Genomic DNA, 13,799 nt, shown 5'->3' on the forward strand with positions numbered 1-13,799 from the left:
TGAATGTGAGTTGGAAACTGCTAGAAGGAAAAGGATACAGTACATTGGAATGGAGTTCAATGAATGAGGGTCTAAGAGACAAGGATATTGAAGAACTGAAAGAGGCGTATAATAGAATTCCTGGAGCCAATAAGGTAACGGTTGTCATCCCTGCGGGCAATATTGGGCTTGGTATTGCGGGAACCCTGCAAAAACTGGGATTGAAGCAGGTGAAGGAGAGGGAGGTATATTATAAAGATCTTCGGGAAACAACAGATTTTCCTGATAGTTCTCTTGAGTATATTTGCCATCCATCCACTGAAGAGGCACAGCGGTGTTTGAGCTTAATACTGGGAAGCCCCGAGGAAGCAGAAAGGATGCTGGATGGGCTGTATACTGAGGTGGAGCGTGATAAGTTCCGGATCTACTTGGTGAGGAAGGCTGGTAAAGATGCCGGTTTCTTTATTCCTCATATCGAACCTTATACAAAGACAGAGGGAAGAATTTTCTTCTTTGGCATCACACCTCAATTCAGAGGCCAAGGATTGGCTTCTGAGGTCCATAATTTTGCAGCAGCATCATTAAGGATGGAACTCAAAGCTGATTCCTATATCGGAACTACCGATGTTCAAAATTTACCAATGAAAAAGGTCTTTCAGAAGAATGGCTGCGTGAAAATTCAATCCATTAAAATATACTCCCGTTAGGCAAAATTGTCAGGGCTATCTTTCTAATTAAGAGATAGTCCTAAAATTTTGCCGGAAGTGTAATGATAAATGATGTGAATTCATCCGTAGATTGACACGTTAACTTTCCATCGTGCTTCTCCACGATTTCTTTGCAAATGAAAAGTCCCAAACCTGTACCATCTTTTTTGGAAGTAACGAATGGTTCAAAGATACTGGTTAAGATCTCATCAGGTATTTTTTCACCATTATTGCATATACAAAGGCTGAAGTGGTCTGCTTGATGCTTGGATTCTATCCAGATTTTCGGTGCAGCAGAACTTGTGCTGAGAACATCGATTGCATTGAATATAATATTGATGATGACCTGCCTGAATTCTTCCTTCCATCCCAACACTTCAAAATCATTCTCAAGCTGTTTATGGACCGAGACATTAACCTCAAGGATTCTTGGGTATAAGAAAGCCAGAGCTTCCTCAATCAATTCATTTAAAGAGAAGGCAGTCTTTTCTGTGCTGACAGCGGACTTCTTTGACAATAGAAGAAATTGTGAAATCCTGAAGTTCAGCTGATCAAGTTCAGCGGAAATGATATCCAAATAAGACATATCAGGATGGTCGGCTTTTAGCAGCTGGATAAAACCATTGATAGACGTAAGAGGATTTCTGAACTCGTGGACAAAGCTTGAGGTCATTTTTCCAAGGAGGGAAAGTCTGTCTTCATGATGAGAATCGATATACTGCTCTTTTTCCCTGATAATTTGGTCTTTCATATGCGTGTAGTGCGAAACCGTGTAATATGTAAATTTATCAAAAAAATAGTTGATTTTGTTGACGATGCGCTGAAGTTCAACCCATTCAGTGCTTAAACCATCGAGGTGTTTGAGGGCCTCTGAACGTCCAAGATTTAAATTGTACACAAATTCCCCAATATTGGTTTCAGATTCAAAACGCTGCTTGGCAACAAAATAGGCTTCGGCCTGTATATATTGGTCCAGGTCCTCTTGCGGGATATGTAAACATTCTATGAATTTATCAAAAACATGCAGGCCGTTTTTGATAATTTGATCTTTTGAGAATTTAACATCAGAAGGCGAAAGCTGATTGACCCAGCCTTGTAACATCTCTTCTTTATGACTATTGAAGAAATTAATCACTTCTTGTTTAACAGTAGACATCGTTTCACCTCTAATAACCATATTTATTTTTATCTATGGAGTCTGACATCTTATCTTTATATAATGGTTTTAAAAAGAAAATCTCTACTCTTAATATATCTTTAATGAAGGACTTTTTATAGGGTAAATTGGAAAAAACACCAAATTTCATTTAAAAATAGCTATAAAATCCTAAAAACCAAGGCTTAAATGACCAGGTTATTCAAGGATGCCAGCGGTTAATATTTAATGAGGCGGTCTAACGGGAAATCCGATATAATAATTGGGTATATATTAGATTTTATTAAATTGGTTCTTATTTAAAAAAAGTAAATTGGCAATTAATATATTGATAGAGTAAAATTACACTATTGGAAGTCTTGGAGGTGTGTGCTATGACAAAAGAGGAATTGATTCTAATTGTTTCCGAAAAGCTTAAGGTAGTCCGTACAGAAGCCGGGTATACACAGGATAAGATGGCATCTGTTATCGGTGTCTCCAAAAAAACGCTGGTGCAAATTGAGAAAGGCCGTATGGTGGCCGGATGGACGACCGTTATTGCAGTATGCGCTCTTTTCCGCAATAGTGAAACACTGATGAACTCATTCGGCGGTGAACCTCTTGAAGTCGTTGAGGTCGTAGCCAGGAAAGATGTTGATTACCGTAAAGAGAAAACCATGGGCGGAAAGATTTGGTGGAAGGAAGTCAATGCAGATGGGGGATATATTCTGCAGCAGAATATCATCAGCCACCATTATAGAATCCTCGATGAAGAATATTACCACATCTATAGTACTTTTGACGAAAAACAAGCAAAGAAACGCATGAATGAACTGCTTGCCCAGCAGGATATGAAATTATAAGAGGCTGTCCCGCAGAAGGGTGAACCATTAACGGCAATGAGTAGTATTGGCCGGCTGATGGTGTCATACCCTGAGGAGACAGCCTCTTTTTTTCTGTATATTATTTTACAATCAGTATGCTGCTGGAACAGTTATGGGAAATCTTTTCGCTGACGCTTCCAAGGAACCATTTTTTGATCCCTGTCTTGCTGCTGCTGCCAACAACAATGATGTCAACACCCTTTTCTTCTGCATAATGGCAAATGCTGTCTGCTTCAGAACCTGTAAGCAGTTCATAATTTGCATGAACCCCTCTTGATTCAAGATCTTCCCTGACAGTTTTGAATTGATCTCCTGTTTTATTCTTCCTGATCGGATGGCGGTCTTCGATTTTGTTGTCGTAGCTGGTAGGAAGATTTTGGGCTTCCAGGGAACCCAACCCGGTGTTGATCACGTCCAGGGACCGGGTGAATTGTTCACTTCCCTGTTCCTCTGTATACTCGCTGCCATCCGTTACATGAACGACAGTCAAATTAGCTTCTTTGTTATGGGCAAGCAGCTCGATGGCCTTTTCAAGAGCTTTTCTGCTTCCATCACTATTATCATAAGCAAGCAAGATATTCTTAAACAATTGTCCTCACCTCTTAAATATAATTTTTATGAAGTTTCTTATATTGGCTTTATATACCCAAGAATCTTGCATGGGGAAACTTCGCTGAATTTAAAAAAGGAATGATGGTACATCTCTGCAATGCTGTTCCATCATTCCTTGTGTAAGATTAGATTAGTGCCAGAATTGCTCCGATCACGACGATAGCTCCAATGATCATTAGTATTGTACGAATCATGTAAACTCACCTCAGCTTTAGATTTAATAGAGTCATTCATTTAAATGATGAATTTTGTATTTACTAGAGTAGTACCCCGCACGAAATTTTATTAAACATTGTAAAACCCTGTAAAATCAGCATCCTTTAACGCTTTACCGTAACAGGGGACAGTCCCCCAGTGCTTTAAAGCGCTAAAAGGGACAGTCCCCCTTAGCGCTTTAAAGGGGTAAAATTTCAACTGGGAAAGGATTAATGCAGATTTAGGCGAATATTCTAAAAGGGTGTGAAGGGAGGAAGATTTATGAAATTGATTTTGGTTGAAGGAATTCCCGGTGCGAGGAAGACTTCGGCATGTGAATATATTGAAAACCAGCTGCACGACGCGGGGGTGAATGCCCGAGTGTACGGAGAAGGGGATCTTAACCACCCCATTGATTATGAGTCCACAGCATTTGTTTCATACGAAAGGCTGGACGACTTGAAAACAACTTTCCCCGAATTGGAAAAACTCAGGGATTCATATCACCATAATGGGTGTTATCAAGGTGTACTGATTCCATATGGAACACTTGCCAGCACCGGTATGGTAACAGAAGAGTGTGCAGCAGAACTTTCAAAGTATGATGTCTATGAGATGTCCTCCGGCGTTTATAAAGAGCTTGTTTTATCAAAATGGAAAACGTTTGCTGCACAAGCGGAAAAATCGGATTCAATAGTCATAACGGATTGCTGTTTCCTGCAGAATCCCCTGACGATGTTGATGGCAAAATGCAATGAATCTCCCGAGTCCATCATGGAGTTTGTTTTGGACATCGAGCAAATCATCGCAGGATTAGATTCACTGTTGTTTTATCTCGCTCCGGACTCAGTTCGTGATGTTATTGAAGACGTTAGATCCAGCCGATCTTCAGAATGGTTCCAACATGTATCAAGCTACTATACCGAACAGGAATACGGAAGAGCTCATGCCTTGCCTGGAGGGGTGGAAGGGGTTGTTCAACTGCTCGAAGAAAGGATGGCTTTGGAAAAGCAAATAATTTCCCATCTCAAAATGCAGACGTACATAATCCCGGTTTCCGTAAAAAGAAGGGAGAGAGCAGGGGAAGAGTTGGATGTTGTTATAAAAAAGGTGTCAAGCATTATGAAGGAACTGAAAAATCAATCTGAATAAACCGAAAGATGCCAGTCGGTCTTATACCTAATCAGCCTGAAGACGGAGAAAGAAACCATCACAAGCCTCTGAACATGATCCCGCCATTTTCTTACAATTAGGATTGATCAAATAATTGGATGGGAGAATTAATCATGAAAAAATTTAAGGAAATCTTTCAAAATCCTACATTTACAAAATTGTTCTTTGCCAATTTCACCTCTCACATGGGAAGTGTAATTGGACTTACCGCCTTCATGTTTTATCTGCTGGACCGTTTCTCGGAGCAGCCGGTCTTTGCATCGATAACGGAAATGATGTATTCGATTCCTACTTTGGCAGTCTTTTTCCTGGTCGGAGTCCTGGCAGACCGGATGGATCGAAAGAAGATAGCGTATTACTGTGACACAATCAGCGCCGTTTTGTCCCTGGTCCTATTGGCGGCGATCTTCATCGGCTGGATGCCTTTCATCTTCTTTATCCTTTTCTTAAGAAGTGCTGTTCAGAAATTCTTCTTCCCGGCAGAGCAGGGAATCCTGCAAGGGGTGTTGACGAAGGATGATTACTCCACTGCGGCTGGATTGAATCAAATGGTAATGAGCCTTTTCATGCTGTTCGGGAATGGAATCGCCATCCTGATTTACTGGCTGTCCGGTATATATGGAGCAGTCATCCTTGATACGCTGACCTTTATTATCAGCGCCATTTTAATCAAAAAATGCCAAGTGCCGGTTGAAGCGAGATTGCCTAATGGGCCGCATAAATTAAAGGATCTCAGTTTTTCATTCATCATGAAGGATTTCAAGCTCGGAATGCTGTATATATTCAAGCATAAACTTTTGATGAGTCTGATTGGCGGCTTCTTTGTATTCGGCGTGGTCAATGGAGGATTTTCAGTAATGCCGATCTTTATCTTGAAATACAAACTGGCTCCACAAACCTATGAGGAATATTCAATTCTTCTTGGGGTGGCATTCGGTGCCGGGGTTCTCATCGGCAGTGTCATAGCATCAATGCTTACGCAGAAATTTAAATTTCATCATTTGATTGTCGCTGGATTAACGATATCAGGAAGCTTCATCATCTTATCCTCATTTGCAACAACAACTTGGATGTTTCTAGGTATAATCTTCTTTGCTGCCCTGGGACTTCCGCTTGTGAACATTGCAATCGGGGGATGGATGCCAAGTATCATCGAACCGAAGATGATGGGAAGGGTCCAGGGGTGGATCAGCCCGATCATGATGCTGTCACAATCGGTTACCTTGGGCTTCATCGCATTCAGTTTTCCGGCGATTTTAAGTATAGAAATGCTTTATTGGATCGTCGGCGGATGTTTGATGTTTGTAGGTGTGTTCTACACCGTCATCCTGCCGAAGTTCATGAAAGAGACAGAGGAAATTCAGCATGCTGTCGCTTCTTCCTGACTCAGAAGGGCTTCTCTTGAAGAAGTCCTTTTCTTTGTCATACTTCCATCCAAAAAACGGTATTATAGGTAAAGGGATGAGCAATCTATATTATTTCCAAAAACACCTGAAACTTTTTACATAAAAAATGAACGAAATGAAAAGTTATCCGTCATATATATGAATCAGCCAAGCTGAAGAAAAAGTGAGGAATTTAAGGGATGGACGAAAAAGAGTTGATAAAAAAAGCAAAAAAAGGAGATCACAAAGCTTTTGCGGTTCTTTTTAAAGAGAACTATCCTTTCCTTGTAAAATATCTTGTCAAGGTGACAATGAATCGCGACCTGGCTGAAGAACTCGCACAGGATACCATGGCGAAGTGTGTGGAAAAAATTCATCTTTATAATGGTAAATCGAAATTTTCCTCCTGGCTCATGACAATAGCGACGAACCGGTTTATTGATCTGCAGAGAAAACGGAAAAAAGAACGGGACTGGCAGCAGCAGGAAATCAATCTTCGAAAGATGAAATGGGATATGCAGTCAAGAAACGAGGAATGGAATGACCTTCTGGAAGCTTTGTCCAAGCTTTCAGAAGAAGTCAGGCTGCCTATCGTGCTGAAACATTATTATGGTTTTTCGTACGAGGAGATTGCCGGAATGGTAAAGCTGCCGGAAGGAACTGTGAAATCACGAATTCATCATGGTATACATTCTCTGCGAAAGGAGTTAAAAGTTGATGAAACAAGAAAAACAGGAACAGCAAAGTGATTGGGATGACCTTCACGAGCTTTTGGATGATAGCTTTAAAGCGATAGATAAAGATATTGAAGATGGAACTCCTTCTGATCAATGGTTTGAACAATTTGCCTTAAATCAGCAAGAGACCTTAAAACATAAATACCGAAAAGAACTGGCCATTTTTCTGGTAATTGCTGTCATGATGATCAGCGTCATCCTTTTTGCCTTTAACAAGAGCATCGTCCTCTTCGCCGTAATTCAAGTGGGTGTATTTGTGGCAGCTGTAGGCTATAGTGGATTGTCTTACTTGAAGCAGGTGAAGAGAACATGACAGAAGAAGAACTTTTGACGCTTCTCGTAGTGGCACCTCTCCTGCTCCTGCAAAGCTTGTTCCTGTTTACGGATGCAAGAAAAAGAGGTCATAAATACTGGTTTTGGGGGTTATGGGGATTGATTCAATGTCCTTTCCCACTCATTTTTTACTTTATCTTTGCCAGAAAAGCATTGAAAAAAATAGGAACCTATAGGGGGAAATGAAAATGATCATTGTAACGACAGAAACAGTACCTGGAAAAGAAATCGTTGAGCTGAAAGGATTTGTACGAGGGAGCACGGTTCAAGCAAAACATATCGGTAAGGACATCATTGCAAGTCTAAAGACTATAGTAGGCGGGGAAATCAGTGAGTACAGCGAGTTGATGGAGCAGGCCCGCCAGCAGGCAATCGAACGGATGATCAAGGATGCAGAACAAAAAGGAGCCAATGCGATTGTTACAGTCCGTTTTGAAACATCAGCCGTGATGCAGAATGCATCTGAGATTATTGCTTATGGAACAGCGGTGGTAGTAGCATAATAGAAAAATTCAGGAATATAAATAATTGGCCCAGCCAAAAAGCAAAAGAAAGAATACCATGAATAATCCGAAAATGTCAATTGACACCGTCAATGCATCATGGTAATGTTATCTTGAATTAGAAAATTAATGAAAAAAGGAGGGTTTCGTGATGATTGTAATGGCAGAAAGCAAAAGAGCTCGTTCTTTAAAACAACATAATCACGTAACCTGTCTGGAGTCAGCTCCAGCCTTTTAATGCCTTTTAATTATATGGCTATGATATAAGGGCACGGGTTACGTCTGTAACCTGTGCCTTTTTATGTCCAAAGACATGCTGCCTGGCGCGGTATGTCTTTTTTTATTGTTTTTGTATGGAATTATATTCCAAGTTGTCAGCAGGGCGACCTGTTCACATATAAAAATTCTTTTAGGAGGAATGCAAAATGTTAAAGGTGAGATTTGAAATGATGATGCCTATTGTGGAGACAGAAGGCGGATAGTAAGCAGCGAGAAAAAGGAGGACTGATCAGATGTTTAGTATTTTAGGAAAATTAAGCTGGTTTTTTAAAGAAAATTGGAAACGGTATACAGTCGCAGTAGGACTGTTGATATTCGTGGGAATCCTTGATGTTCTGCCGCCAAAGATTGTTGGCATGGCCATTGATGATATACAAATCGGCAGGATGGCAATGAGTAATCTGAGCCAGTATTTGATCTGGCTTGCGATTATTCTCACTGTCTCTTACGGCCTCACTTATATATGGATGTATCAGCTGTTTGGCGGAGCCTTTCTTGTAGAGAGAAAACTACGATCAAGATTTATGGGGCATTTGCTGAAGATGACTCCCACGTTCTTTGAGAAAAATAGAACGGGAGACCTGATGGCAAGAGCGACGAATGATTTGAAAGCCATTTCCGTTACAGCGGGATTCGGGATCCTGACATTGATTGATTCGAGTGTCTTTATGCTGACCATCCTTTGTACAATGGCGTTTTTTGTCAGCTGGAAATTGACACTTGCTGCTGTATTGCCGTTACCATTCATGGCATGGCTGATGAAGGTCTATGGGGCAAGGATCCATAAGAGGTTTACAGAAGCGCAGGATGCATTCGGAGATTTGAATGACAAAGTCCTTGAATCCATTGCCGGTGTCCGAGTGATCCGGGCATACGTGCAGGAAAGAGCGGATGAAGAAAAGTTTGCCGGCATGACAGAGGATGTTTACAAAAAAAATATCGAAGTCGCAAAAATTGATTCTCTGTTTGAACCGACCATTAAGGTGCTTGTCGGACTGAGTTACCTGATTGGATTGGGATATGGAGCTTATCTTGTGTTTCATCAGACCATCACACTTGGTGAACTTGTATCATTCAATGTGTATCTAGGAATGTTGATTTGGCCGATGTTTGCAGTGGGTGAACTGATCAATGTCATGCAGAGGGGGAACGCATCCCTTGACCGAGTGCAGGAAACCTTGAATTATGAACAAGACGTGAAGAATCCTGCTGACCCTAAAACCGTCCAGGAGCCTGATATAATCAGCTTCAATGAGGTGAATTTTAAGTATCCTTCTTCCAATGCCAATAATTTGAGTGATATTAACTTGAAATTGAAGAAAGGAGAAACCCTTGGGATCGTCGGAAAAACCGGCAGCGGAAAAACGACCATTATCAAACAGCTGTTGAGGGAGTATCCGCATGGAGAGGGGACCCTTGCGATTAATGATGTACCGATCGAGGAACAAAACTTACAGGCTGTCCGCGGTTGGATAGGCTATGTCCCTCAGGACCATGTTTTGTTTTCAAGAACGGTGAGGGAGAACATTTTATTCGGCCAGCCAGATGCTGGTGAGGATGAACTGGAGAAAGCCATTGAGCTTGCTGATTTTAAAAAAGATCTGGAAATGCTGCCAGACGGACTTGAAACTCTTGTCGGGGAAAAGGGAGTAGCATTATCAGGCGGACAGAAACAGCGGATCTCCATTGCGCGTGCACTGATTAAAAACCCTGAAATTCTTATTCTGGATGATTCATTATCGGCTGTTGATGCGAAAACAGAGGCGAGGATCATTGAAAATATCCGCCGTGAAAGAAGCGGCAAAACAACCATTATAACCACTCACAGGTTATCGGCTGTAGAGCATGCTGACTGGATTACTGTCATCGATAACGGTGTGATCACCGAAGAAGGAATTCATGAAACTCTGTTAAAGAAAAATGGCTGGTATAAGGAACAACATGACCGCCAGCAAATTGAGGAATCCTCGCTTGAGGAGGTAAAAGTATGAGTGTAGGAAAACGACTATTAAATTACGCACTGTTATATAAAAAGATTATTATAGCTGCGCTGCTGATGCTTACAGTGTCAGTGGCAGCAGACTTGGCCGGCCCGTTCATCGCCAAAAAAATGATTGATGATCACATACTTGGAATTGAAGCCACTTGGTATCAAACAGATGAAGGAAAAGACGCAGTCCACTATCAGGGGAATTGGTACAAAAGGGAAAAGTACTTTATTGAAAACGAGCCTAAGGGAAAGGAAGTCCGGATCCTCTCAGTAGGAAGGGAATTTTATTTCATTGAAGAACCTGTCACAGAAATCGGTGAACGCAAAGTCGAAAATGGAAAATTGGTCATTACGAAAGAGGGTTCAACTGTATCCCACGATGCAGAAAAGATTACTGCTGCGCAGCTGATCAATTTCTATAACCCGGAAATACCGCGCATCATTACATTGCTGGCACTGTATTTCGGATTGCTTGTGGCAGCGTCCTTCTTCCAATATGGCCAAGGGTATTATCTGAAGAAAGCAGCAAACCGTGTGATTCAAAAGATGAGGTCAGATGTGTTTGAACATATTCAAAGACTGCCGATCCGCTACTTTGATAATTTGCCGGCAGGGAAAGTGGTCGCCAGAATCACCAATGACACGGAAGCGATTAGGGAACTTTACGTGACGGTATTATCTACTTTCTTCACAAGTGCAATTTATATCACTGGAATCTATATCGCGTTATTTATCCTTGATGTCAAGCTGGCAGCGATCTGTCTTTTGTTACTCCCGATCATCGCAGTATGGATGGTCCTGTATCGAAAGTATGCATCGAAGTATAACCATGTTATCCGGACAAAAGTCAGTGATATCAACGCGATGATCAACGAATCCATTCAAGGGATGAACATCATCCAGGCTTTCCGCAGAGAGCAGAAATCCCAGGATGAGTTTGAAGAGCTGAACGAAACGCATTTTAAATATCAAAATAAGATGCTCAGCTTGAACTCCATGACTTCACATAACCTTGTAGGGGTGCTGCGTAACATCACATTTGTAGCATTCATTTGGTACTTTGGAGGAAGTGCAATCGGGACTGATGCAGTTGTTTCACTTGGGGTTCTGTACGCTTTTGTAGATTACATTAATCGTCTCTTCCAGCCGGTGACTGGAATAGTGAATCAGCTGGCCAACCTGGAGCAGGCCCTTGTAGCGGGAGAGAGAGTTTTTGAACTGCTGGATGAAAAGGGTACAAATGTAGAGGATGAAAGAATGCAGCGCTATAAAGGAGATGTTGCCTTTAAAAATGTCTTCTTCGGCTATAAGGAAAAAGAGTATGTATTAAAAGATATTTCATTCACGGCCAATCAAGGGGAGACGGTGGCGCTGGTCGGGCATACCGGTTCAGGTAAGAGTTCCATCATGAACTTGCTCTTCCGCTTCTATGATTGCAATGAAGGTGAGATCCTGATAGACGGACAGAATATCAAGGATATCCCTTATCAAACCATCCGCGAACACATGGGCATCGTGCTGCAGGATCCCTATTTGTTTACAGGTACGATTGCATCCAATGTCAGCCTGGATGATCCAAGGATTTCACGCGGAAAAGTAGAGGCGGCGTTGAATGCAGTCGGAGCCCAAAAGGTATTCCACAATCTTGAAAACGGGTATGATGAGCCGGTGATTGAAAAGGGGAGCACATTATCCTCCGGCCAGCGTCAGTTGATATCTTTTGCAAGGGCTCTGGCTTTCGATCCGGCCATCCTGATACTTGATGAAGCGACATCAAGCATTGATACAGAAACAGAAGCAACAATCCAGGAAGCGATGGAGGTCCTGAAACAGGGAAGAACGACATTCATCATCGCCCACCGGCTGTCGACCATTAAAAATGCCGACCAGATTATCGTCCTGGATAAAGGAACCATAGCGGAAAAAGGATCACATGACGAACTGATGGAACTAAAAGGCCGTTATTATCAAATGTATGAGCTTCAGCAAGGGAAGCAGATGGGGCACGCAGGATAGGCAGTGCTTTTTCATTGAATGATGTAAAGAGAGTGTGTTCAAAGGAACACACTCTCTTTTATATGTCCAGAACAAACCAACCATTTTCTCCAAATAATTTAGCCCCTATGTAGCACGGGGGTTTCGGTATACTGTCATAAAGACGGGACCAATGGGGGATTTTGTCGGAATTTAGCCCATTCTGTTTGGTATCAAGGTATAATCTAGTTTGTATTAGTAGATTGAAAGTAAGGGAGGATTCCATGATGGGATGGGTAATAGCCATTTTGTTTGGTTCAGCAGTAGTGCTGCTCATTTTATCGTTTATTAAAACGACACAATCCAAATCACAACTCGAATATCAAATTGAACATTCTTCAATTTCCTTGATGAATGAAATCCACGAATTACAGAAACAGATACGAAATATTGAATTAGATGCAGAAATTACAGCAAAACAGGCAGGGGCAATTGAGATGGACTCGCAGGAACGCCTGATGCTGCGTGAAGTACTCGATATGCATAAACGCGGGTATTCTGTTGACAGTATTGCTGAAAAAACCGAACTGAACCCCCATGAAGTAGAGAGATTACTTGCTCCATATATGGTAAGGAAATTGGAAAGGAGCATGGCGGTACAATGATGAGGAATTCATTGCGCAGTTTTGCCTCCGGTCTGTTAATCGCAACTACTTTGATTGGATCGGTCTATTTATTTGGACCATCCAAAGCCGAAAGTACGGAACAACCGGCTGAGGCAGCTAAACCAAAAGCACTTACTGAAGAGGAAATGATGGACCAGCTGGCATCCAAAGGTTATGTCATACATACAGAAGAAGAGTGGAACAAACAGGTGGCTGCTGCAGCTGAAAATCAAAAAACGGAAGATAAGCCGGAACAAAAACATGACGATTCGAGTAAAGAAAAGGTCGTTTACAGGGCCATTCTTTCAGTATCAATGGGGATGACAAGCATCGATGTCGGCAATGCCCTGGAAAAAGCAAAAATCATTGACGATGGCATGAATTTTTATAAAGAGGTAGAAAAGCGCGGCCTTGAGAATGAATTGAGACCAGGGACCTTCGAATTCGAAAGCGGCATGTCCATGGATGAGATCATTTCAATCATATTCAAATAAATAAAAGAAGCTCCTTTGACAATCAAAGGAGCTATTTTTCTGTATTTAATAGGAGATCCCTATTCTGGAATGAAAACTTTTTTCGTTTTGAATTATGCTGTATACAAAGTCAGCTGTATCAAAAATGGAGATGCTTTTTCCATCTTCAGGAAGAACTTCTTTTTCAGTGCGGAACTTTCCGAATCTCTCTCCAACTGGAAGGTAGGTTGGGCACACGATGGTCCAACTTAAGTTCGAACTCTTTAACATTAGGTAGGTCCTGAGGTGGTCTTCAGCAGCTGTTGTACTTTTTCTTTTTGATTCACTCGTTTGAAATCTATATAGGGCGGGGGGTTCCCTGGATTGAAGGATTCCCGCGGTGCCAATTGTAATGATTCTGGAAATGTTGTTCTTCCTCATGGACCTAAGTATAAGCGGCATACTTTTTGAAAGTACATTATTTTTATCGGTTCCAAGTGCACTTATAACCGCATCACAATTATGTAAACAGGCATTGACAGCACTCTCTTCCAATACGTTCCCCTCAAGAAGGGTTAAGCTTGCATGAGTGATGTTGATCTTAGAAATATCCCTCACAACAGCCTTCACACTGTGACCGTCTCTCAGGGCATTTTCCATAATGATGGAGCCCACTCTGCCTGAAGCCCCCAATAAGGCTATCTTCATGATTGCCCCCTCCTTTTTAAATCTTAAATTTCATTATAGCATTAATGTTTTCTTTGCTTTTAGAGAAAACTAAAAAGGGCAGACATTA

General features: G+C 41.6%; 15 protein-coding genes. 12 read left to right on the forward strand and 3 right to left on the reverse strand.

Annotation, left to right across the window (positions count from 1 at the left end; translation table 11 throughout):
- Positions 1-5 precede the first annotated feature (5 nt).
- Complete coding sequence (locus ACOJQI_RS05575; protein ID WP_421384025.1) at positions 6-686, forward strand: GNAT family N-acetyltransferase; 681 nt, start codon at positions 6-8, stop codon at positions 684-686.
- 40 nt (positions 687-726) lie between these two features.
- On the opposite strand, the gene ACOJQI_RS05580 is transcribed toward ACOJQI_RS05575, so the two are convergent.
- On the reverse strand, positions 727-1,842 hold the full coding sequence (locus tag ACOJQI_RS05580) for a histidine kinase N-terminal domain-containing protein (RefSeq protein ID WP_421384026.1): 1,116 nt from the start codon (positions 1,840-1,842) through the stop codon (positions 727-729).
- Between the two features lie 374 nt (positions 1,843-2,216).
- Between ACOJQI_RS05580 and ACOJQI_RS05585 the strand changes: the two genes are divergently transcribed.
- On the forward strand, positions 2,217-2,684 hold the full coding sequence (locus ACOJQI_RS05585; protein WP_421384027.1) for a helix-turn-helix transcriptional regulator: 468 nt from the start codon (positions 2,217-2,219) through the stop codon (positions 2,682-2,684).
- A gap of 100 nt (positions 2,685-2,784) precedes the next feature.
- Here ACOJQI_RS05585 and ACOJQI_RS05590 read toward each other — a convergent pair whose 3' ends face one another.
- Complete coding sequence (locus ACOJQI_RS05590; protein ID WP_421384028.1) at positions 2,785-3,294, reverse strand: universal stress protein; 510 nt, start codon at positions 3,292-3,294, stop codon at positions 2,785-2,787.
- A gap of 500 nt (positions 3,295-3,794) precedes the next feature.
- Between ACOJQI_RS05590 and ACOJQI_RS05595 the strand changes: the two genes are divergently transcribed.
- The 10 genes from ACOJQI_RS05595 (at position 3,795) to ACOJQI_RS05640 (ending at position 13,045) form a co-directional block, all read left to right on the forward strand.
- Positions 3,795-4,664 carry a hypothetical protein gene (locus ACOJQI_RS05595; protein ID WP_421384029.1) on the forward strand — a complete coding sequence of 290 codons (870 nt, stop codon included), beginning with the start codon at positions 3,795-3,797 and terminating at the stop codon, positions 4,662-4,664.
- 134 nt (positions 4,665-4,798) lie between these two features.
- Positions 4,799-6,070 carry an MFS transporter gene (locus tag ACOJQI_RS05600; protein ID WP_421384030.1) on the forward strand — a complete coding sequence of 424 codons (1,272 nt, stop codon included), beginning with the start codon at positions 4,799-4,801 and terminating at the stop codon, positions 6,068-6,070.
- Between the two features lie 200 nt (positions 6,071-6,270).
- Positions 6,271-6,819, forward strand: a complete 549-nt coding sequence (gene sigY, locus ACOJQI_RS05605; protein WP_421384031.1) for an RNA polymerase sigma factor SigY — start codon at positions 6,271-6,273, stop codon at positions 6,817-6,819.
- The gene (locus ACOJQI_RS05610; RefSeq protein ID WP_421384032.1) at positions 6,788-7,120 is read left to right on the forward strand and encodes a YxlC family protein; all 333 of its coding nucleotides are present in this window, start codon (positions 6,788-6,790) and stop codon (positions 7,118-7,120) included. The genes sigY and ACOJQI_RS05610 overlap by 32 nt, the downstream gene beginning before the upstream one ends.
- Positions 7,117-7,326 (forward strand): sigmaY antisigma factor component, encoded by a 210-nt coding sequence (locus ACOJQI_RS05615; protein WP_421384033.1) that lies wholly within the window; start codon positions 7,117-7,119, stop codon positions 7,324-7,326. The genes ACOJQI_RS05610 and ACOJQI_RS05615 overlap by 4 nt, the downstream gene beginning before the upstream one ends.
- A 2-nt stretch (positions 7,327-7,328) precedes the next feature.
- On the forward strand, positions 7,329-7,643 hold the full coding sequence (locus ACOJQI_RS05620; RefSeq protein WP_421384034.1) for a YbjQ family protein: 315 nt from the start codon (positions 7,329-7,331) through the stop codon (positions 7,641-7,643).
- Between the two features lie 512 nt (positions 7,644-8,155).
- The gene (locus tag ACOJQI_RS05625) at positions 8,156-9,913 is read left to right on the forward strand and encodes an ABC transporter ATP-binding protein (RefSeq protein WP_421384035.1); all 1,758 of its coding nucleotides are present in this window, start codon (positions 8,156-8,158) and stop codon (positions 9,911-9,913) included.
- On the forward strand, positions 9,910-11,928 hold the full coding sequence (locus ACOJQI_RS05630; RefSeq protein WP_421384036.1) for an ABC transporter ATP-binding protein: 2,019 nt from the start codon (positions 9,910-9,912) through the stop codon (positions 11,926-11,928). The genes ACOJQI_RS05625 and ACOJQI_RS05630 overlap by 4 nt, the downstream gene beginning before the upstream one ends.
- Before the next feature lie 242 nt (positions 11,929-12,170).
- Positions 12,171-12,551: a hypothetical protein gene (locus tag ACOJQI_RS05635; protein ID WP_421384037.1), complete on the forward strand. Its 381-nt coding sequence runs from the start codon at positions 12,171-12,173 to the stop codon at positions 12,549-12,551.
- The gene (locus ACOJQI_RS05640) at positions 12,548-13,045 is read left to right on the forward strand and encodes a hypothetical protein (protein ID WP_421384038.1); all 498 of its coding nucleotides are present in this window, start codon (positions 12,548-12,550) and stop codon (positions 13,043-13,045) included. The genes ACOJQI_RS05635 and ACOJQI_RS05640 overlap by 4 nt, the downstream gene beginning before the upstream one ends.
- A 45-nt stretch (positions 13,046-13,090) precedes the next feature.
- Here ACOJQI_RS05640 and ACOJQI_RS05645 read toward each other — a convergent pair whose 3' ends face one another.
- The gene (locus tag ACOJQI_RS05645) at positions 13,091-13,711 is read right to left on the reverse strand and encodes an NAD(P)-dependent oxidoreductase (RefSeq protein ID WP_421384039.1); all 621 of its coding nucleotides are present in this window, start codon (positions 13,709-13,711) and stop codon (positions 13,091-13,093) included.
- Positions 13,712-13,799 lie beyond the last annotated feature (88 nt).

Origin of the sequence: Bacillus salacetis, from assembly GCF_049177075.1 — a bacterium.
Taxonomy (GTDB): Bacteria; Bacillota; Bacilli; order Bacillales; family Bacillaceae_B; genus Rossellomorea; species Rossellomorea salacetis_A.